Origin of the sequence: Hymenobacter norwichensis DSM 15439 (assembly GCF_000420705.1) — a bacterium.
Classification (GTDB): domain Bacteria; phylum Bacteroidota; class Bacteroidia; order Cytophagales; family Hymenobacteraceae; genus Hymenobacter; species Hymenobacter norwichensis.
In genome coordinates, this window is sequence record NZ_ATVL01000014.1 from 84,098 (window position 1) to 105,949 (window position 21,852).

The following is a 21,852-nucleotide window of genomic DNA, read 5'->3' on the forward strand; positions in this document are numbered from 1 at the left end:
AGCAGCTATAAGTAAGAGTTTATAGCAATCCAAGGCACCAGGCTCCATACAGGCGGCATAATAAGGTTGTAAAGAGTAGACCTTTTGGCTGATACAGGTTCAAAAGTGGTCATTATACAGAGATTACGCAATCGTTTTCAAAATTTTGCTCAAACGTTTGCGCAGGGTAGAAATAAATTTTATGTTTGCATAATCCTCTTTGTCAATCAGCGCTCTTGTAGGGAAATAAACCAACGAGTTTGGTTTTCCTTTTCCAATGCTTTGTAAAGTCTACCGAATGCCTCTGCTGGGCTATTTAGCTCTGCTTTTTTTTGATTGAAATACACAATCGATTGTGCTTCAATCAAAGCGTATTCTCAATTACCATAGTTCGTTTATCACCTCATAAACACCAATATGAAAATTCCTCTACCCCATCCCAACCATCTTGTTCTAGCAGCTTCCTTGTGCGGGTTGACGCTAGTAACACCCCATACAAGTTGGGCGTCTATAAAATTTGTCAAAGGCGTTCGGCAGGCTGATCTGCCCATTACGGGCCGGGTGGTGGATAACACCGGGGCTGCGCTGCCAGGCGTCAATGTAATTGTGAAAGGCACCACCAACGGTGCCCAAACAGACACGGAAGGCAGGTTCTCAATAACTGCTCCGGCCGATGCCGTGCTGGTTTTCAGCTTTGTGGGTTCTACGGCCCAGGAAGTGGCCGTAGGAGGCCGCTCGACTATCAATGTCACGCTCCAGTCGGATACCAAGGCGCTGGGCGATGTGGTGGTGGTGGGCTACGGAACGCAGCGCCGCGCCGACCTAACTAGTTCGGTGGCAAGCGTGAAAGAGGAAAGCTTTGTGAAGGGAGCCACCAAGGATGCCGGCCAGCTGCTGCAAGGCAAGGTGGCCGGACTTACCGTGAGTACGCCCAGCGGCGACCCTACTGCGAACAGCCAGATCCTGCTGCGCGGTACGGCTACGCTGAACTCCAGTACCCAGCCGCTGGTACTTATCGATGGTATTCCGGGTACGCTCAACACGGTAGCGCCCGAAGATATCGAGTCGATAGACGTGCTGAAAGACGGCTCGGCAGCGGCTATTTATGGTACGCGGGGTACCAATGGCGTAATCCTGATTACCACCAAGCGCCCCCAGGGCAACATTGCGCCCACCATTGAATACAGTGGCTACGTGAGCACCCAGCGCATTGCGCGCCGCCCCGATATGCTAAGCGCCAGCGAGTACCGCCAAAAGCTAGCCGAAGGGGTGGGCTTCACTGACCAGGGCAGCGATACCGACTGGATCAAGGAAATCAGTCAGAATCCGCTGATTCACGTGCATAATATGACGTTCAAGGGTGGCAATGGCCAAACCAGCTACTTGGTGAATGGCAACTACCGCTACTTTGAGGGCATCTTCCAGAAATCCGACAACCGGACTTTCACCGGCCGGGCCGATATCAACCACAACATGTTTGATGGCCGGGTGAAAATCAACCTGGGTATTCTCAACACCAACAACCGGTATACATCCACTGCCGATGGCGGGGCCTTCAATGGATACACGTATCGGCAGGCGGTCATTCGCAACCCCACGGCGCCGGTCTACAACCCCGACGGTACCTACGCCCAGCAACTCTCGCTGTTCAATTACGAGAACCCCCTTTCACGCCTCTACAATTCGGATGGCATGAATACGTACCAGAATACGCGGCTGAGCGGCAGCATCAGCTGGGAGCCAGTTGACAATTTGCAGTTAAAAGCCCTGGCCGCCAATACCCGCTACAACCAAATTCGGGGGTACTCGGAAGACAAGCAGCACCCCTCCACTCTGCGCGACGGTCTGAACGGCTTTGCCTCCCGTGGCACCACGCAAATAGTGGATAAGCTGGCTGAGTTGACGGCTACTTATAGCCGCAGCTTTGGGGAGCACCGTCTGTCGGCGCTGGGAGGTTACAGCTACCAGCAGAACACGTCGGAGAACTTCTTCATGCAAAACTCGGACTTCCCCACCGACCTGTTCACCTACAACAACATCGGCATCGGCAACGCCTTGCGGCTAGGTAGGGCCCCCATCTTCAGCGAAAAGAACCAGTGGAATCTGGTAGGCTTTTTTGGCCGAGCTACTTATAACTACAAAGAGAAATACCTGCTGCTGGCCAGCGTCCGCCGGGAAGCCTCCTCGCGCTTTTTGGGCGCTGAACAGCCTTGGGGCACCTTCCCGGCCGTATCGGTGGGCTGGCGCATCAATCAGGAAAACTTCATGCAGGGCCTCACGTTCTTGGACGACTTGAAGCTGCGGGCCGGCTACGGCGTAACGGGTACCGCCCCCGACGTGTCGTTCCTGGGCGTGGCGCGGTTGGGCTACACCGGCTATTTCCTGGCCAATGGCAGCTGGGTGCAAACCCTGAGCCCGATCAGCAACCCGAACCCCTCACTGCGCTGGGAAGAAAAGCGCGAAACGAATGTGGGTGTCGATTACTCGTTTCTCAAAGGCCGGGTGAATGGTACGGTTGACTACTACATCCGGCGCACCAACGGCCTGCTCTACAACTACCAGGTGCCTTCGCCGCCCAACCTGTTCCCGACCACCACGGCCAACGTGGGCTCCCTGGAAAACAAAGGCTTGGAAGTGCTGCTCAACTTGGTGCCGGTGCAAACCAAGGACTTCGTATGGAACTCCAGTTTCAACTTCTCCAACAACCAAAATAAGCTGTTGTCTTTGGACAACGACTTGTACAAACTCACCAACAACTTCTTCACGACTGGCTACACCGGTGAGCCTATTCAGACCTATACCCACCGCGTGGAGGTAGGCAAGAAGCTCGGCGACTTCTACGGCTACAAAGTGGTGGACGTAACCGAAGACGGCAAGTGGATTTACGAGAACAAAGCAGGTGAACAGGTGCCCTACGACCAGTTTACGCACAGCGAAGACGACAAGCAAGTCCTCGGCAATGGCCTGCCGAAGTACTACGCCGGCTGGAACAACAACTTCCAGTACAAGCGGGTGGATTTGGGCATCACCATGCGCGGCGCGTTCGGCTACCAGATCCTGAACTTCCAGCGCATGTACTACGAGAACACCGGTGTAATTCAGTACAACCGCTTGCAATCGGCCTACGACAACGTGTTTGACAAGGCTGTGCTCAACACCACGATGCCGCTGGAATACAACAGCTACTACGTGGAAGATGGCGCGTTCTGGAAGGTTGACAACATCACGCTGGGCTACAATTTCAAGCCAGGGTTGGTGAAGTACGTGAAGAATGCCCGCGTATACGCTTCTACGCTTAATACTTTCACCATCACGGGCTATAAGGGCTTGGACCCTGAAGTGAACCGCGTTGGCCTAGCGCCCGGTAACGACGAGCGGGACAAGTACCCGACGGTTCGCACTTTCACTCTTGGCGTCAACCTAACCTTCTAATCTGCTACGTTCCATACTATGAAAAATACCACGAAACTAGTGCGGACGGGCTTGTTAGCCGCGCTGAGCCTTGGGCTGTTCAACTCCTGCACCGACCTGGACGACGAGAGCTACAACCAGATTGTGACCAGCAAATTCACACCTACCTCGCAGGATGTGCTTTCGCTTATCGGGCCGGCTTATGGCAATTGGCGGCCGCTCTTCCTGGAGTTCAACGGCGTGTACCGCATCAACGAAACCTCCACCGACGAAACTGTAACGCCAGCCCGGCCCAATGGCTGGGTGGACGACGGCTCGTACCGCCGGCTGCACGAGCACCGTTGGACGGCGCTGGATGCCACCCCCCGCGACGCCTGGCGCGAATCGTACGCGGGTATCACCAATTGCAACCGCGTAATCTTTCAGGTGGAATCGGGTCAGATTCCGGTCACGGCTGGCAAAGAGCAGCTGATAGCGGAAATGCGGGTGCTACGAGCTTCGTACTACTATATTCTGTGCGACTTGTTTGGTAGTGTGCCCATCGTGGACCGGTTTGATGTGCCAGCCGGCTTCCTCCCGACGCAAAGCACTCGCACGCAGGTGTATGATTTCATTGTCAAGGAAGTAACGGAATCATTGCCACTTCTGAGTGACGTAGCCGATGTGAGCACCTATGGACGGTTTAGCAACAAGTGGGCTGCCCACGGTTTGCTAGCCAAAATGTACTTGAACGCGCAGGTATACACCGGCCAAGCCGATTGGGCCCGGTGCATGGCTTCGTGCGACGCCATCATCAATGCCAATATTTATTCGCTGGAACCCATTCAGGAAAATCCGTTCAAAACGCAGAATGAAGGGTCTAAGGAAATTTTGTTTGCCATTCCCTTCGACGAATTGTACGCCACGGGTTTCCGGATTCATATGCAAACCTTGCAGCCCCAGAACCAAGCTACGTACAACGCGCAAGGCAGCATGTGGGGCGGGGGTATCTGCGCCATTCCGCAGTTCATCAACTCCTACGACCCCGACGATACCCGACTGCGCGAAAACTGGATTCAGGGTCAGCAGTATTCCTCGTCGGGCGAGCCCCTGCAGGGCGTATTTGGGGCTACGGCCAACCGGCCGCTGGTTTTCACCAACACGCTGCCCGGCATCGATGCGTCCACCGAAGTGGATGGCTTTCGGGTGGGCAAATTCGAGATTAAGCAAGGCGTCCGGATTGACCTGAGCAACGATTTTCCGCTGTTTCGCTATGCCGATGTGTTGATGATGAAAGCCGAGGCGCTGCTCCGGTTAGGCCAAACCAGCCAGGCGGCGGCGCTGGTTACGCAAGTGCGCCAGCGCAACTTCACCGCCACGCCTGCCAAAGCCACCGTCACGGGTGCCGACTTGCTGCGGGGTAGCTCCTACCCCTATGGACCGGCTCGTAACAACGTCATCAGCCCCTTGCAGGGTGGGGCTGACATTCAGTACGGCCGCTTCCTCGACGAACTGGGCTGGGAGTTTGCCGCCGAGGGTCACCGCCGGCAGGACATGATTCGCTTCGGGGTGTACACCACCAAGTCGTGGCTCTCGCACGTTCCAAACGGGGACTACCGGAAGCTAATGCCGATTCCGCAGAACGAGCTGAACACCAACTCCAACCTGCGGCAGAATCCAGGCTACTAATTAGGGCAGATGTAGGGAAGGGAGAGGCAAGCGTGCAGAAGCTGGCTTCTCCCTTTTCAATTCTGTAAGTGAGCCGCGGGCAGCAACTACACTGCGCTATCTTCTGTCCTTTACGCACACGGTTTAGAGCTTGATGATGTAGTTGCCCTCTCCCAACCCCTACGAACTATCTGATACGTTTCGCCTCATTTCAACGAAGCCTTGCTCCTACTTGGTAGCGGGTTCATTCCATTACCAAAAGTTTCTGCTTTACGCACTTCTCTTCTTATGAACCGTATTCTTCTGGGCTGCGCGCTGCTGCTGCCTACCTTAGGAGCTGGGCAGTCAGCGCCGCTGGAAAGTTTTCCTTTGTCGTCGGTAGCGCTCCTCGACAGCCCGTTCCGCGAAGCTCAGCAAACCGACCGGGCCTATATCATGGCCCTGGACCCCGACCGGCTGCTGGCTCCGTTTCAGCTGTCGGCCGGCCTCACGCCCAAAGCCGAACGGTACGGCAACTGGGAAAACACCGGCCTCGACGGCCACGTAGGCGGGCACTACCTCTCGGCGCTGGCGCTGATGTACGCGGCCACCGGCGACGAGCAGATGCAGCAGCGCCTCACCTACATGATCGACCAGCTGGAAATCTGCCAGCAAAAAAGCGGCAACGGCTACTTAGGCGGCATTCCGGGTGGGCCCGCCATGTGGCAGCAGGTGAAAGCCGGCAACGTGCAGGCCAATGGCTTTGGGCTGAACCAGAAATGGGTGCCGTGGTACAATCTGCACAAAACCTACGCTGGCCTGCGCGATGCTTACCTATTAGCGGGCAATGAGAAAGCAAAAGGGATGCTGATTAAGCTCACCGACTGGTGCCTCGACCTCACGGCCAACCTCACCGATGCCCAGATTCAGGACATGCTGCGTGCCGAGCAGGGCGGCCTGAACGAAGTGTTTGCCGACGTGGCCGAACTCACCAGCGATGCGCGGTACCTGAAGCTGGCGCAGCGGTTTTCGCACCAGGCGTTGCTGCAACCCCTGCTGCAAGGCCAGGATAAACTCAACGGCATGCACGCCAACACCCAGATCCCGAAGGTGATTGGTTACGAGCGCATTGCCGCAGTAGGCGGCGACCCGGCCTGGCGCAACGCCGCCACGTTTTTCTGGCAAACGGTAGTGGAGCACCGTACCGTCTCGATTGGGGGCAACAGCGTGAGCGAGCATTTTCAGCCGTCCACCGACTTCACCTCCATGCTGGAAAGCAAGGAAGGCCCCGAGACGTGCAACACCTACAACATGCTCAAGCTCAGCAAGGACCTGTACCTGGCCAGCGGCGCTACCAAGTACCTGGACTACTACGAACGGGCAACGTACAACCACATTCTTTCCTCGCAACACCCGGGCACAGGTGGGTTTGTGTACTTCACTTCGATGCGGCCGCGGCACTACCGCGTGTACTCGCAGCCGCAGGAAAGCTTCTGGTGCTGCGTGGGCTCAGGGCTGGAAAACCACGGCAAGTACGGCGAACTGGTGTACGCGCACCGCGGCACCGAGCAACTATTGGTCAACTTGTTCATGCCCTCACGCTTGAACTGGCAGCTGGTTGGCCTCACCCTTACCCAGAACACGCGCTTTCCATTGGCGGAGTCTACGGAGCTAACGCTGAAATTGAAAAAGGCCCGCAAGTTCGCGCTCAGTATCCGGCAGCCGGCTTGGGTATCAACTGGCCAGTTGCAAGTGCAGGTCAATGGTCAGCTGGTGACCACCAGCCCGGCTACCCCCGGCTACGTGACGGTAGAGCGCAAATGGAAATCGGGCGACGTGGTAACGGTAGCCCTGCCGATGCACACGGAGGCGGAGTATTTGCCCGATCATTCGCCGTGGGTGTCGTTCGTGCATGGGCCCATCGTGCTGGCCGCCGCCACCGATACCACCAACCAGCCTGGTCTGCGCGCCGGTGGTAGCCGCATGGGTCACGTGGCCAACGGCCGGCTCTACCCCATTGATGAGGCGCCGGTACTGGTGAGCAGCCAACCAGCCGACTTGACGGCGGGCATCCGGCCCGTGCCCGGTGAGCCGCTCACATTTACGGCCGCTGGCCTGATTGATGCCGACAAGTACCGCAACGTGAAGCTAGTTCCGTTTTACCAGTTGCACGACACGCGCTACATGGTGTATTGGCCCGTAACAACGCCCGCAGGACTGGTGGCCCGCAAAGAAGCCATACGTAAAAAAGACGCCGAACAGTTGGCCCTGGATGCGCGCACCGTTGACCGAGTAGCGCCCGGTGAGCAGCAGCCGGAGTCTGACCACGGTTTTGCCAGCGAACGAACCGAAGCGGGCGTGTTTCAGGACCGCCACTACCGCCACGCCACCGGTTGGTTCAGCTATAAGCTGCGCAACCCCAAGGCCGAAGCCCGGGCCCTGCGCGTGACATATTTCGGCGGCGACCAAGGCCGCACCTTTTTCATCTTTCTCAACGACCAGTTGCTGCAAAAAGTAACCTCCGACGCCAGTAAGGGCCGCACGTTCTTCGATGTAGAATACCCCCTGCCCGCCGCGCTACGCACCGGTCCCACCAGCCAAGTACTTACCGTCAAGTTTGCCGCCGACCCCGGGTCCACCGCTGGGGGCGTGTTCGATGTGCGGCTGCTAAAGTAATTCCTTAGATGCGCCATGCACACGCTTGCGGATAGGTCCAATCGGTGACCTTATTCCAGGCAAAGAGTTGTGCTACGCTGTCGAAACCGTGACTCAATGAGGGTAGCGGCATACGCTTCCTACTGCAATGGCGGCTGTCAACTCGCTTGATAGCTGCTATTGCAGTAGGAAGCGCTGCTCTTGTAATCGGTGTCCCAAGTATAGTGATACACCAAAAGGATCGATTCTCATAAGTGCCTTATTATCAAATCGCAAAAGCATGAAAGCAAAGGTTACTATTTTGATGATGTTGCTATTCGCATCGTTAGTTTTTGTAGGCAAGGCACAAAACCCCATCATCCAGACCAAGTTCACGGCGGATCCGGCCCCTCTCGTCCATAACGACACCGTGTTCCTCTATACCAGCCATGACGAGGATGATGCCAAAGGCTTTAAGATGTTTAACTGGCTGCTGTACACTTCCACCGATATGGTCAACTGGACCGACCACGGCACGGTCGCCTCGACCAAGAGCTTCAGTTGGTCGCCGCAGAACGGAGCGTGGGCCCCGCAGTGCATCGCGCGCAATGGCAAGTTCTATTTGTACTGCCCCATCCACGTAAAAGGAATTGGGGTGCTGGTGTCAGACAGCCCGTACGGCCCGTTCACCGATCCGCTAGGTAAGCCCTTGATTCAGAACAGCATCGATGATATTGACCCCACGGTCTACATTGACGGCGATGGGCAGGCATATTTATACTGGGGTAATCCGAATCTGTACTATGTTAAGCTGAACGAGGATATGATTTCCTATTCGGGGGGCATTGTCAAATCACCCACCAAACCGGCTAATTACCAGGAAGGGCCGTGGTTCTACAAACGGCAAGACAAGTATTACATGGGGTACGCCTCCACCTGCTGCCCGGAAGGCATCGGCTATTCCATGAGTAGCAGCCCCACGGGCCCCTGGAACTATACGGGAATGCTGATGGATAGCGACAAAAGGTCGAACGGCAACCATCCGGGCATTATCGACTATAAGGGAAGCACGTATCTGTTCGGCTTCAATTATGCCCTTTCCAAAGCCCTATCCCCAACGCATACGGAGCGGCGCTCGGTTTGCCTGGCGAAGCTGACGTATAACAGTGACGGCACCATTCAGAAATTGCCGTTTTGGTCGGAAGCCGGCGTAGACGGCATTGCGGTACTAAACCCGTATAAGCGCACCGAGGCGGAAACCATTGCCTGGAGCCAAGGCCTGAAAACCAGTAAAGGCGCCAACGGCATGTATGTCACGGCAATAGACGCTGGCGACTACATCAAGGTAAAAGGCGTTTCTTTTGAAAAGGGAGCCAAGGAGTTTATGGCGTCGGTGGCGAGCACGGCACCCAGTTCCCTGGTTGAGCTACACCTCGATAGCCCTACAGGGGCGTTGCTGGGGTCCTTGAAAGTGAAGAGTACCGGGAGTATCGATAACTGGGTAGTCCAGTCGTGTAAAGTGCGCCGACAAAGTGGAGTACACGATGTGTACTTTGTCTTCAAGGAGACCAGCAATAATACCCTCCGATTCGACTGGTGGCAGTTTAATTAATAGGAAAGAATCAGGGAGCCTAGGGTGCGTGGACAGCCAGTACACTAGATTTTGCCTAGGCGTTGTCATGAAGTACGTGAGGCGGTCTAGCTATGCCGGACAGCGTTGGACCGTTGTTTGGAATTAGGTTTCGAAGTAGTTGGGAGCTTGGTAACCGAGCGAATTCGGCTGGGCTTTGACCAGAGCGGCCCCAGTCGAGTACTTTGGCCCCGAGCGGTGTCTACTGCTAAGGGCAGAGCAACTGGGGACGGCTGCCGCGCAGCCGCTTGCCGGCCTGGTGCGGCTCTCGCTGAATAGGCGCAGGGATTCGATACGGAAGGTGGGCTCATAATGCCGACGTTTGGCAGGCTGAGGGCTGGCTTTCATGACATTGGAAAGATAATATCTTATTCTGTCCAGATTTATCTGACCACCTCACCGCCGGGGTAAAACTTGAGAGTGAGAAGGCAGTCCGCCGCCGACTTATGGCGGACCACGGTCGTGTTGCGCAGTAGTAGCACATCCTCGCCCGCCTGCACGTGGTACCGCTGCTCAGCCAGGTCAATGGAATAACCCGGGCCTAAATTGATATAGCAAGTGGGGGTCCAGCTGGCAAACATCTTCCCTGCTAGCAAGCGCGTTGGCTCTGTCAGCGGGACGCTTGCTAGGGCAACCGAGGCCGACTGGGCAAAAAAAATCACGTATGGGGCCAGCTCTTCGCACGGCGGCATAAACTCGTGCGGTGCCCGAATATTCTGAAATATCTCTACCATGAGCGAGCGGCTGGAAAGAGCAGAGCCATCCCGTAAGAGGAAGTCAGCGAACGAACCGCTAATTACGGTCGCTTTTAGGATAAGAGCCGCTAAGTTACGTCCAGTGCTTAGGTACCAGCTTCACTTGGATCCTTGAAGCCTGCGCTACGCCTGCGTAGCCTGCAGTAAGATGGGGGAGCTTTCTGTCTTTAAGGGATGACTTTTCGGCGCCGTAGATCCGCGAAGATATCCAGGAACATGGCCTCCGTCTCGATAAACTCGTGGAAACCAAACCGGCGGGCTTTGGAGCCATCGGCAAACAGATCATAGTCCCAGGAGAAGACAAAGTCCCCGAAGCCCCAGTTCGACACCTGCTCGTAGGAATGAGGTGCCAACCCGTATTTTTCCACCATGGCTTCCCACAGCGGCCCTTTATCGGCCATCACTACCTGTAGAGGCAGTGGGAGCGGCGGCGCCACTTCCAGTTCAAAGAAACGCGCTAGTTTAGGCCACAACTCGTTCCAGCGGAACAGGTCCCCATTGTTGATGTTGAAGGCCTGGTTAACACAGCGCGGCTCGGTGGCGGCCCACACCGTGGCCCGGGCCAGCAGCCCGGCGTCGGTCATCTCCAGGAGCTTGTCGTACGCCCCCGGCTTGCCCGGAAACCGCAGGGGCAGCCCGAGCTCTTTGGATATGGCGGCGTAGACGGCAATGACTAAAGCCAGATTCATGGGATTGCCCAAAGCAAAGCCGCCCACCACCGAAGGGCGGATGGCAGACCAGTTCCAGGCTTTGCCTACTTGTCGGCGCTCCAGAAAGCGCTGCTGGTCGACGTTGAACTCGGGGGGCATATGGTCGGCGTCCGTTTCGCGGGCCGGCGTCTTGAACGGCCCCAAATGAGCGCCGTACACCTTGTAGCCCTGCATGAGGCTGATGTGTTGCAAGCCGATAGCCACTGGCTCGAGGGCTTCAACCACGTTGACCAGCATGGCTAGGTTCGGGGGCACGAGTTCGGCCCAAGTGGGCCGGTCCTGATAAGCGGCGTAGAAGACGTGTGTGACGTGCGTCAAGTCGCGCAGTTGGGTGGTGCAGGCAGCGGCATCCAGCAAGTCAACGGCGATATGCCGGACCCGGGCCTGCGGCTCACCACCGCGACGGGAGAGGCCAATGACTTCCCAGTCCGGGAGCGTGGCTAGGTGTTCGACCAAATTGCGGCCAATGACGCCCTGCGCGCCGACGACGAGCGCTACGTTAAGGATAGTGGTGCTAGCATTCATACGAGGGAGCTGCGGCCGGTTAGCTCGGGTAGTGGCCGGCAATCAGGCCGGGGTTTCAGGAGCAAGGCCGCGAGCCTCAAAGGTCTAGCCCCGCTAAAGCCCTTACTTTGTAGAACGCAGAGATAATCCGGTAGAAAATGAAGCTGGCAGTTTTTTCGCAGGTCTGTCCTTTTTTCGTGCGCGTGTTCGAGGCCGACACCTGGCACTACCCGTTGCATCGGCATACGCACTACGAGTTGATCTACATCCTGCACGGGGAGGGCACGCACCAGCTCAACGACCAGCACTATCCCTATCAAGGGGGCGACGTGTTTCTGTGTACCCCACATGATACGCACCACTTTACCATTGCCCAACCGACCCGTTTTTGCCTGATCAAGCTCAATCTGGGCTTTCTGTTACAGGCCAACGAGACGTTTGCGCTGCTGCAGCCGCTGTTGGAAGCGGGTGAGCCCGCATCTCCCTTTGTTTTTGAGGCCGCCACTCAGGCCTACCTGCGCAGTCAGATCGAGTTCTGCATCCGTGAGTTTCATGAGCGGCCGTTTTTGTACGCGCAAACCATCCAGGCCAGCGTGCTGAGCATGCTGGTGTTGCTGGCCCGCGAGCGGCTACGCCAGCAACACCGGCCGGCGACGATGACCCACGCCGCCCAGGATATCGTGCCCGCCCTCATTCACTACCTGCACACTCACCTACGTGAACCCGCCCGGCTCACGGCCCCGGCCGTGGCCGCGCACTTTGCCCTGAACCCGCGCTATATCGGCCAGTACTTTCGGCGGCACACGGGGCAGAGTCTGAAAGGCTTCATTCAGCAAAGCCGTATCAGGGCGCTGCAACTACAGCTCGAATTCAGCGACAAAACGGTGTCGGTGCTGGCCGAGGAGTACGGCTACACGGATGAAAGCCACCTGACGAAAGCATTTCGGGCCGTAACGCACCAGACGCCCACCCAGTACCGGGCGCAGGTGCAACAAGCGCGCACTGGTATCCCGGTGGAGCATTAACAGCGCCAACCCTTCACCCCCGCTTTCAATTAAGGCTGCCAGCAGCAACCCTTAGCCGGGCATGGTCTCAGTGGCCTGCCGGTGCGTATTTCCCCAGGCTTCTAGGCTTTTCCAGGTGGGGGAAAGCGCGTGTCCGCTGGCCGTTAGCTCGTACTCGACGCGGGGCGGCACTTCGGCAAACACTGTGCGGGCAACCAGGCCATCGTGCTCTAACTCACGGAGCTGCAAGGTCAGCATCCGGTCGGTGATGTGGGGCAAGACCTGTTTCAACTCGCTGAAGCGGCGTTTCTGCTGTTCGAGCTTGTACAGAATGAGCAATTTCCAGCGGCCCCCGAGCAGGTGCAGCGCGTAAGTCATACCGCAATACTCATCTAGGACCTGGCGGTTGCGCTGGTTGGTGGAAGTGGGTTTTCGAGTCGTCATACTTCCTTTTTTGTTAGTACCACACAAGTAGCTGTTGCCTCTCTTCGAGAGCCACGGCAAAGGTAGTTTTGGCGAAACGAAACACCTGCTTCCATGAATGTCCTTCTTGTTTTTGCGCATCCAGAGCCCCACAGTTTTAACGGGGCCATGCTCCGAACGGCGGTAGCGAGCCTCGAAGCGGCCGGCCACGCCGTCCAGGTCACGGACCTCTATCACCTGCGCTTCGAGCCGGTTTCCGACCGCCGCAACTTTACCACCGTCCACGACGCTGTGTTCTACAAGCAGCAACTAGAGGAACTCCACGCGACGGAACACCACGGCTTTGCGCTCGACCTAGAACGCGAGCTGCAAAAGCTGGCGTGGTGCGACGTGATGATCTGGCAGTTTCCACTTTGGTGGTTTACGGTGCCGGCCGTGCTCAAGGGTTGGGTGGACCGCGTGTTTGCGATGGGGCGGGCCTATGGCGCAGGAAAAGTGTACGAGAACGGCCCGTTTCAGGGCAAGCGGGCGTTGCTCTCGCTCACCACCGGGGGCGGGGCGGCCGACTACCAGCCGGGCGGATTGCAAGGGGATTTGGCTGGTGTCTTGCGGCCCCTGCACCGGGGAATATTGCAATTCACCGGCTTCACGGTCTTGGCCCCGCAAGTGGTGTACGGGCCGGTTCGTCTTTCGCAAGCAGAACGAGAAGCCCTGTTGGACGCATGGGCCGCGCGGTTGCTAACGCTGGCTGAGGAAGCGCCGTTTGATGTAGGGGCCTATTAACCGTTGTTCATTGCGCAAAGCATTCCCAGGTCTGAACCAAATCCGTACATCGGGTTCCTGATTGGTACTAACCCCGCCGCTGATGCTCTAAATATCGGCGGCGGGGTTAATGACTTGTACTGGTTCAGAGACATCCTAGTCGTTTAACAATCCCCCATTGTGGTCTTTACCGGCGACTAACCGCCTCGCTGCCCCTTATAGCACGTCTAGCGGTAGCACTAGGCCACCGCTCTGCTCGAGGCGCGCGAAATAGGTCGTCGGCTCCAGCAACTGGTAGGGAAAGTAGAGGCCAGCCGGAGCCGGGGGCTGGCCATCGAGCCCGGTGAGCCGCTCAAGGAGCATCGCAACGCCGAGGCCCGTCAGCGGGGCCGCTCCGCCCCGGTGCACCACCGCCTGCCGGGTGCGTAGGGGCTGGCCCGCGTGGTCTTCCCCCGTTAGCTCCAGGATGATTTCAGTTGACTTGGGCTCCCCCCGGCGGCGGGTGGAGCTGACCCCCATAGCCAGATTAAACTGCACGTTCGGCGCGTTGGTGGCCGTGGCTAGGCCCACGACATCAATGGAGGAGAAGCCAGTGGCCTCGACCAGGGTGCCGTCGACGGCCCGGAACGTGGCCTTAGCGTCCTCGCCCGCCCGCCAGCTATAGGCGCCGTCGCGCCGGGTAAAGGCCGCGGGCATCAGCTTTGCCAAGTGGTCAAAGTCGGCAGCCACGGCTGGCCCGCCAGCGTCCTGCTCATCCACGAGCGCGCCAATGGTAATGTCCTGCACCCGGCCAAACGCTTTGGCTGCCGCCAGGGCCGGTACGGTGGTAGCCCCGACCAGCCATTCGTAGCCGAGCACGATGGCGGCGGCGTGCGGCTGGTGCATGTAGGCCGCTATTTCAGGGGCAATTTCAAAGATGCCCGTCGAGATGCTCAGGAACGGCACCCCGCGCCCTTGCGCAAACCGCAACGCGGCCAGGGTGTGGTCCATATAGAAGATGACAACCGCGCTGAAGGGACGCCGACCTAGGCCCAGGTCCAGAGCGGTTAGGTCCAGCACTACGCCCTCGGCCTGGCCGATTTCGGCGGCCGCCGCTTCGGCCTTGGCCAGGTTGCGCCCGCCAATGAAGAGTGGTACCTCGGGGTGAATAGCGCGTAAGTGTTGCGCGGTCTGGCGACCAATGGCGCCGGTACCGCCGATGAACAGAAGGGGAGCTTGTATCATGAGAAGGGGATGAGTTACTTTTGGCAAAGCTAAGTTACTATTTGTAAGTTACCAAAGGTAGGTTGTGAATAGTAGCTTAAAAGTGCGCTTACTTCGTAGACACCCCGTTTAGCTAGGATCCATTCATCCCCTCTGCATGCCTCACCCTTCTGAACCAGCCGCGCACAAGCCGGCTGCCAGCCGCCTTTCAAAGGCGGAGCGTCGTCGCCAATTACTGACGGTGGCCTTAGTCATCGTCCGCGAAGAAGGGGCCGACCGGCTCACGCTCGGCCACCTGGCGACGCAGGCCGGCGTGTCCAAGCCCATCACCTACGAACACTTCGGCACTCGTGCGGGCTTGTTGGCCGAACTCTACAAGGCCCTCGACGCGCAGCATACGCAGGCGTTGCAAGCGGCGCTGAGCGGCGTGCAACAAAGCCTCGTGGCTACGGCTCAGGTGCTGGCCAGCGCGTATATCCGCTGTTCTCTGGAGATGGGGGGCGAATGGCAAGCAGTCGGGGCGGCCCTGTCCGGCAGCGAGGAAATGGCAGTCGTGCAGCAAGAGCTGCTGGCGGGGTATGCCCACCTGTTTGCCGCGGCGCTCGGGCCGCATAGCTTGCTCGCTCCGGCGGCGCTGCACCGGCACTGCGTCGGGCTGGTCGGCGCTGGAGAGGCGTTATCAGTGCTGATGCTAGCCGGGAAGTGCAGCGAGCAGGAAGCGGCGGCAACCTTCGCCGCGCTGATTCAGGGCGGGTTGCACGGGCCTAATAAGTAAGCTGCATACTACCTAGCTGCTAAGTCGGAGATTTTCCTCTAGTGGTCTGATAACACCCTTAGAAGCCTAGTAAATGGCAGGTTATAGGGTGTGTCTTCTACTACTAGGGTACCTGATGGAGGAAAATGGTATTCCCTTCCTGCCTGAGGTGGCCTATTCTTTAGTATTTATTTCGCTTGGTTACTGCTGCCCACTCTGCGCCCCTTGCTGCCACTGCTATTCGGCCTCGCCGTCAACACTGCTGCCCCGCCGCCAGCTGCCAATAGCCCGGCCTACTTTTCACTGTGTCCGCTCTATAAATCTACGGTCCGGGCGCTGGCGGCTGGTGGAACAACCTAATATACTGGCTAATCTGCTGGTGTTTCTTGTGGCCATTCCGCTGCTGTTACTGCGCCTGACTTACGCTGTTTTGCGCGACGCGTGCACCGTTCGCCGCCTGCAAGCTGCCCTACTACTTCATGCCTGACCTGTTTCTCTTCCTGCTCTACTGCTTGTGCCGGCTGGCGTACCGGTACTGTGTGACTTCATGGTGAATCTGACCGACCTTACAGGTACGAGTTGCCCGGAAGCCAATACATGGGCATTGCTCTTATTTATCCCCGGGTTGCTGGGCCTATTACTGCTCGTGCGCCACCACCTGCGCCACCTGCGGCGTCGGGTAGCTGCCACAATGGCTACCGAGTAGTCTCCCCCCGTTCCTGTCAACCTTCCGTAAATGCTGGATAACTACCTCAAGCGGAGGCAGTCATCTTACTGAGAATAAAGTGGGCCCCTATCTAACACTACGAACCCTTGCTCCTGGTGCTAGAGGCCCAACGCTTGGGCCGCATTATAGGACACGACGTTGTTGAGTTGGGTGTAGCGCTCAATCATGGCATCGGTCTTTTGCTTGGTCTGGTTTTTAATGGCCTTGTGGGATTGCCCATTGAGCACGGCCGTCGTTACGAAGGACACCCGTAACGAATGGGCCGAGTAAGCGGACCCGAGGCGCTTTTGCACCAGCTTGTTAATGGAGATATCGGAAAGCCGCTTCTGCGACGGAATGGCCAGTTGCCCCGGCGTGGTGCGGGGAATCTTCACGAACAGCGGCCCCGTCGTCCGGCCCAGTAGGTTCAGCCAGGCCCGCAAACAGCGGACGGGGCAGAAATCCAGCGTGGGCGCGTAGAAAATCGCCTTATCCTCCACGGCACCATATTGGTTGGTCTTGCTTTTAGCCAGGTGCACGAGCAAAGCGCGCTCGGTGAACTCCAGTTGCTCGATGTTCAGGTCGACCAACTCCGAGCGGCGAAAGGCCCCGGCGAAGCCGAGCAGCAGCAGCGCCCGGTCGCGGATGCCGGCCGACGTGTCCAGGTCGATGCGGCGAATGGCCTGCTTCAGCTCTTCGACCGTAAACGCCTGCGCCTGAACTTGCCGCTTGCCCAGCGTGCGGGTGATACCTTCCATGACGAGGTTGAGCGCCTCCAGGGTAGCCGGCAGTTTGTAACCCGCGAGTTGGTGGGCTTTGCGGATGGCGGCCAGGTGGCGCTTGATGGTGGCCAATGCGTGCGGCCCGGTCAGCGGTTGCTGGCCCTTCTTCCCCCGACCGCCCCCTAGTGCGAGCTCAGGTTTCTCGGAGGCCAGGTGAGCCACGTACTCAGTGAGCGTGTCCACATCAGCAGGCACGGCTTGCAGGCTGTGCTGCTCGCAGAAGGCCACGTAGCTTTTCAAGTCCGACGTGTACGCTCGCTCGGTGTTAGCCGCTCCTTGCAGGCCGGCTTCCAGAAAGCCCGCGACCTTGGCCGAGGCCCGCGCCAGTTGTGCGCTGACCGATTGGTTGGTGTTGGTCGACGGGACGAGCGACAGGTCTTCGTTCATAGAGGAAGTTCGAGGTGTTACTGGGACCAGAGATTCGAGACGTCACCTCCACCTTGGGTACACATCTTTAGATAAAGGAGTCAAACCAGGCCGAAAAGTCCTGTGTTTGTTCGGGTAAACATAAGTTATGATAATTAACGATTATCATAACTTATGTTTAAGTTTGATTAAATGAATAATAGTAAGATGTTAAGCAATACGTCGTACTGAGGTCAATGGCAGGCAAAGCCATTGGCTATGGAAAATCTACTGAAGAATAATGGTCTATAGCCTGCAACCCAATCTATGTCAAGGACAATAAGACTTTACATCTCACCTTCACTAAAAATTATCCTTTTAGTGAACAACTATTTTGATGAACGAAGCTACTAACACATCCGCCAGATTGTAGTATATAATTTTTAAATTAATGTTATCGTGTTTTGTACTATGCATGAAAAAATAACATCGTATTGCTCTTTTAGTTACACCGGATATACCTTTCAAACTCAACTGCACATTGTTGGGTCTACTACATTTACCATCCCATTCGTTGTGTGAGTATATATTAGCATAAATTCATCAAAAGGCTGCATTTGAATGCTGTTTTTTACTAATAATTCTAAAATTCTCTTTTACCCGTTTGGCATCTATTTGAGTATAGGGTATAGCCCTGGGAATTCGGTTTTCAACAAATTAATAGTTACGCCGCCCAGATTGTCAAAAACTTTATTACCAGCTTCAAAGTCACGCAATAACGGATGGCTCACTTTCATAAGCCGCGCAATTTTAGCTTCATCATCACCCATAAAGTTTAACACATGCTGGATTTGAGCGACAGTCATCTTCAGCTTTTGCAAGCGCGTAACGATGCGTTGTTGCAATGTAGGTAGCTCAACCTGTAAAGGCAGGCTCATTTGCTCTTCTCCTATTTTAGAACTCTTTTTGCCCTTATTCACATGAGTAGGCTCAAAGATGTCATTCGGCTTAATTTGAGCTAGCGGCTTAGGAATGGTAAACCGAACAGACTTCACCTTTTTACCATCTTTTATTGGCTCATAGGTAACTACCCACCCCAGTGAGTAAAGTTCACGCAAAGCTGGCTCGAGCACGTACCGCTTGAAATCATAGAATAGCGTGTAGGTTACGTCGTTATCATCTCCAAGGACCTGCTTACGCAAGGCATCAAAGCCCACTTCCCAAATCCCAACATCATCCCAAGATTTAAGTAGCCAATAGAGCCGATGGGCATGAGCTGATTTAAGAGTCAGCAACGTCTCAATCTCCACATGGGTGTACTGCTCGGCCAACTGCAGGAGAAAGGGTTTGATTTCAGGCGCAAAATTCCCTGTCAAATAGCCGGTGCCCTCATTTAAGTCAATATAGCTGATGATAGAGTAAGCCGTGAAGCGCTTTTTGTTGCCAGTTTGCGACTCAATACTAACTACTTTCGACATCAAACTTTTACATGCGTCACGGATGGTTTCATAAACGCTACCCCCTTTCTTCTGAGTCATAACGCGACTCAAGGGAATAGATATACCTGGCAGTTCAGTCTGGTCTTGGTGAATGCAACCTAGTGCCAGCGCGAAAATGCGCGCCTCTACATGGGTCAGCTTCAGAGGAGCACGCACAAGAGCATTAGCTTGGTAAGCCCGGGGATAAAGCGGAGGAATGATCGTGGGCACCATGAATGGATAGGAAGTCAGGGGGTGGCAAGCGAAGATAGACGGATATACGTGAAAAGCTAACAGGGTTCACGTAATTAGGAAAGTAAGTGCCATTTCTCACGCAGAAGGGCGTTAGCTTAAAAGTGTCGTTTTCAGGTGGCCACTTTCCTGCGATGAAGTGCCATTTTTCACGCAGGACAAGTTCAGCTTCCCTCTAAGAGTGCCATTTTTCACGTAGTGGTGCCATTCTTCACGTAGCAGAGTGCCATTTTTCACGTAGATGGTGCCATTCTTCACGTAGCAGAGTGCCATTTTTCACGTAGCAGAGTGCCGTTTTTCACGTAGATAACGGTCGTTATCAATTGATATATAGCAAGTTATGCCTCCCTGAATATAGAATATATAAAAGAATAGCTTAAGAATACAGAAGAGGTTCAGTTTTTTTTTGAGAAAATTAAGAATACTTAATGTTCCTTTTAAAAGACCCTATCTCAGAAAGGGCTTTTAAAGAATATGACACACATTTTCATGACCTGGATCAGGCAAATCGAACCTCATGATTTTAAGGTACTTATCTCTCTGAGCAATTGCGTGAAAAATGGCACTCTGACATCGTCCTGATTCATACATTAAGGCGATGAAAATTATCTGCGTGAAAAATGGCACCGTTAGCCATTTGATTATCAGCAAGCATATATCCATGCTAGCAGAACTTGAGCTACCTAGCACAAGCCTAGCGAAATTTTCTACTAGACACAGATGAATCAGAGATTTTACTGATCCTGAGAACTTAACGTAGCTTCTTGCTGCTGCGTAAAAGCTTCTCCAAGGCAGCTGGGGGCAGAGGCTTTTCCGCGTTTGGGTAGTTTTTTAGCTCCTTTAGAAGGGCAGCTTCAGTGACCTCCTTGAATAGGAAAGCTGGTTCCCAATACTCAGCCTGTTTCAACTTCATGTATGTTTCGCGAGTGACGGCTGTGGTAAAGGACACCCATATAGGTTGGTCTTCTTCATGTACAGCCGGTATGTCTGTAAGGGGGGCTTGCGGTTCAATTCGCTCTGTAATAGAGGCAAGTACTTTGTTGCCAAACCGGGGCTTGTTTTTGCCGTCGCTCATAGCCGGGAAAGTATTTCAGTTGTAAGAGCTTGATAATCTTGAGCCCCAGCCGATTGGGGAGCCCAGTTGTAGATGTTTTCCTTTTCGATCTGTGCTTCTACTAGACTCACGTTAGGGCGAATAGTGGTATGCATCACTAACGGGCCAAAGAGAGGGTGGGTCTCAAGTAGGTTCACCATATCTCGTTGCGCCCGCCGCCGATCATTTCGATTGTATTGAGTGAAGAATAACCCTCCAATCTTCAGCTTCTTGTTCAGGCGCTTCTGCACCTGCTGACACACTTCGAGTAAGCCCACTAATCCCTCAATGCCGTAATACTCAGGTTGGGCCGGAATGAACACCGCATCAGCTGCAGTTAGAGCTGCATAAGTAAGTTTACCAAGCCCTCCTGGGGTATCAACGAGGCAGAAATCAATCTCTTCCACCTCCTCCAATACTTCGCTTAGGGCAAACTCGGCGCCTGGCTTTTTGCTAATACGCTCCTCTACTTCGGACAAGTTGGAAGAGCTCGGAATCAAGTATAGGCCCTCTCCTACTTCTTCAACTACATCCGACAAGCTGGCCTGGCCAAGTAGTACTGCACCGATTGTTTTACCCTCGGCTGGGCGGTAAGCAAAACTTTGGGACAAATTGCACTGACTATCACAATCGACAAGAAGAACCGTTTTACCAGCCTCAATGAGGGCGTAAGCAACGTTTAGGCAGGAAGTAGTCTTACCTGTACCACCTTTATGGTTTGAAAAAACAATTGTCTGCATGGCGGCAATATACACAATGACAGTAATTGTAGCAATGTAGATAATTTTCTATATTTTAACAATGGTTTAAATTTTAACAATTGTTATCACGGCAACAATTGTTAAAATTTAAGATATGGACAATTAAGAATGGTAATAGAAAGTAACATGAAAGTCACCTCAGTACGATAAGCTGAAGTAGATTCTCTAGTATGAGAAGAAAGATCATAGTAATGCCTTTGTTCACTACAGTGCCAGTATCTATTATATTAACAATAGTAACAATTTTTAGAATTGTTACTATTGTTAATATAATATGAGAGCATATTTTGGCTTCATATTATCGTTACGCGCATTAAGCCGCGCTGCTAATCGATAAGGGACACAGACTGCTTCCATTAAGTAGTTGGCAGATTGTTGTTCCGTCTGGGCTGTACCCATACACTCGACCACCGTGTGCAACACGTGCAGGCGCCGTTCAGCCAGAATTTGTCGGATCGGGCCTTACTCAGCCGGCAACTTTTCCGCTTCAATGTATAGCGTCCCATCGATAATATAGGGTCCTATCCACGCGCGCTTGTGGATTGGGTTAAACGTGTGCACGCCAAAAATCAAGTCGTATTGTGGCCGGTCAGAGGCCTCATGTATTGGCCCGGATAGCAGAGACAAGTAACCAGCACTGCCCAACGCCGCCGGCAGCAACAAAAAGTTTGGTAAAGAATAGAATAGCGTGAGTATAACAATCATGACTGTTTACAGCTACATATACTTTTTATTGAGGGGTAGGTGAACAGAAGCACCAGGCAGCGAGCGTGAGCAGATTCTCCAGCAGTATAAGTAGCAGCCATAGGCTCAGATTGGCGAAGTCTATTCCCATTAGGAAAGCATTTGAGAGACTAGTACTGCTTTATAGACTGAATTTAGGTAAAGCACTAACAGCAGCCATTTGGCAACCAGCCAGCATACTGAGACGAACCCCGTAGTACAAGCCAGCGAGTAGCAGCACCACAAGCAGCATCCACGCCAGCATAGTGTGCACAGGGAAAACGGCGGGGCGAGAGGAAGTTGAAAACTCTCATGCT

Annotated in this window: 16 protein-coding genes; 8 read left to right on the forward strand and 8 right to left on the reverse strand. The window is 54.9% G+C overall.

The window, feature by feature from the left end; all coding sequences use genetic code 11:
- Positions 1-396: 396 nt before the first annotated feature.
- The 4 genes from G536_RS29870 to G536_RS0125200 all read left to right on the forward strand — a co-directional run bounded on the left by G536_RS29870 (position 397) and on the right by G536_RS0125200 (position 9,262).
- Positions 397-3,411, forward strand: a complete 3,015-nt coding sequence (locus tag G536_RS29870) for a SusC/RagA family TonB-linked outer membrane protein (protein WP_084708891.1) — start codon at positions 397-399, stop codon at positions 3,409-3,411.
- Positions 3,412-3,429: 18 nt separating this feature from the next.
- The gene (locus G536_RS0125190) at positions 3,430-5,058 is read left to right on the forward strand and encodes a RagB/SusD family nutrient uptake outer membrane protein (protein WP_022826387.1); all 1,629 of its coding nucleotides are present in this window, start codon (positions 3,430-3,432) and stop codon (positions 5,056-5,058) included.
- A 267-nt stretch (positions 5,059-5,325) separates the two neighbouring features.
- Entirely contained in the window at positions 5,326-7,692 is a 2,367-nt protein-coding gene (locus G536_RS0125195; RefSeq protein WP_022826388.1) for a glycoside hydrolase family 127 protein, read from the forward strand.
- Between the two features lie 259 nt (positions 7,693-7,951).
- Positions 7,952-9,262: a glycoside hydrolase family 43 protein gene (locus tag G536_RS0125200; protein WP_051167096.1), complete on the forward strand. Its 1,311-nt coding sequence runs from the start codon at positions 7,952-7,954 to the stop codon at positions 9,260-9,262.
- A 401-nt stretch (positions 9,263-9,663) separates the two neighbouring features.
- Here the strand turns inward: G536_RS0125200 and G536_RS29875 are convergent, their stop codons facing one another.
- Positions 9,664-10,014, reverse strand: a complete 351-nt coding sequence (locus G536_RS29875) for a hypothetical protein (protein ID WP_022826390.1) — start codon at positions 10,012-10,014, stop codon at positions 9,664-9,666.
- A gap of 188 nt (positions 10,015-10,202) precedes the next feature.
- Positions 10,203-11,270, reverse strand: coding sequence for an SDR family oxidoreductase (locus tag G536_RS0125210; protein WP_022826391.1), 1,068 nt, complete (start codon positions 11,268-11,270; stop codon positions 10,203-10,205).
- Positions 11,271-11,407: 137 nt separating this feature from the next.
- Between G536_RS0125210 and G536_RS0125215 the strand changes: the two genes are divergently transcribed.
- The gene (locus G536_RS0125215) at positions 11,408-12,274 is read left to right on the forward strand and encodes a helix-turn-helix domain-containing protein (RefSeq protein ID WP_022826392.1); all 867 of its coding nucleotides are present in this window, start codon (positions 11,408-11,410) and stop codon (positions 12,272-12,274) included.
- Positions 12,275-12,325: 51 nt separating this feature from the next.
- Here G536_RS0125215 and G536_RS0125220 read toward each other — a convergent pair whose 3' ends face one another.
- On the reverse strand, positions 12,326-12,697 hold the full coding sequence (locus G536_RS0125220) for a winged helix-turn-helix transcriptional regulator (protein ID WP_022826393.1): 372 nt from the start codon (positions 12,695-12,697) through the stop codon (positions 12,326-12,328).
- A gap of 93 nt (positions 12,698-12,790) precedes the next feature.
- Between G536_RS0125220 and G536_RS0125225 the strand changes: the two genes are divergently transcribed.
- On the forward strand, positions 12,791-13,459 hold the full coding sequence (locus tag G536_RS0125225; RefSeq protein WP_022826394.1) for an NAD(P)H-dependent oxidoreductase: 669 nt from the start codon (positions 12,791-12,793) through the stop codon (positions 13,457-13,459).
- Positions 13,460-13,654: 195 nt separating this feature from the next.
- Here the strand turns inward: G536_RS0125225 and G536_RS0125235 are convergent, their stop codons facing one another.
- Entirely contained in the window at positions 13,655-14,662 is a 1,008-nt protein-coding gene (locus tag G536_RS0125235; RefSeq protein ID WP_022826396.1) for a hypothetical protein, read from the reverse strand.
- A 136-nt stretch (positions 14,663-14,798) separates the two neighbouring features.
- On the opposite strand from G536_RS0125235, the gene G536_RS0125240 reads away from it, so the two are divergent.
- Positions 14,799-15,416: a TetR/AcrR family transcriptional regulator gene (locus G536_RS0125240; protein ID WP_022826397.1), complete on the forward strand. Its 618-nt coding sequence runs from the start codon at positions 14,799-14,801 to the stop codon at positions 15,414-15,416.
- A 493-nt stretch (positions 15,417-15,909) separates the two neighbouring features.
- On the forward strand, positions 15,910-16,101 hold the full coding sequence (locus G536_RS32440; protein WP_157530951.1) for a hypothetical protein: 192 nt from the start codon (positions 15,910-15,912) through the stop codon (positions 16,099-16,101).
- 119 nt (positions 16,102-16,220) lie between these two features.
- Here the strand turns inward: G536_RS32440 and G536_RS0125250 are convergent, their stop codons facing one another.
- From G536_RS0125250 to G536_RS0125275, 4 genes are all read right to left on the reverse strand, one after another.
- On the reverse strand, positions 16,221-17,270 hold the full coding sequence (locus G536_RS0125250; RefSeq protein ID WP_022826399.1) for a tyrosine-type recombinase/integrase: 1,050 nt from the start codon (positions 17,268-17,270) through the stop codon (positions 16,221-16,223).
- Positions 17,271-17,899: 629 nt separating this feature from the next.
- Positions 17,900-18,940 carry a replication initiation protein gene (locus tag G536_RS0125255; protein WP_022826400.1) on the reverse strand — a complete coding sequence of 347 codons (1,041 nt, stop codon included), beginning with the start codon at positions 18,938-18,940 and terminating at the stop codon, positions 17,900-17,902.
- A 769-nt stretch (positions 18,941-19,709) separates the two neighbouring features.
- Positions 19,710-20,033, reverse strand: coding sequence for a hypothetical protein (locus G536_RS0125270; RefSeq protein ID WP_022826403.1), 324 nt, complete (start codon positions 20,031-20,033; stop codon positions 19,710-19,712).
- Positions 20,030-20,806, reverse strand: a complete 777-nt coding sequence (locus G536_RS0125275) for a ParA family protein (protein ID WP_157530952.1) — start codon at positions 20,804-20,806, stop codon at positions 20,030-20,032. The genes G536_RS0125270 and G536_RS0125275 overlap by 4 nt, the downstream gene beginning before the upstream one ends.
- Between the last annotated feature and the right edge of the window lie 1,046 nt (positions 20,807-21,852).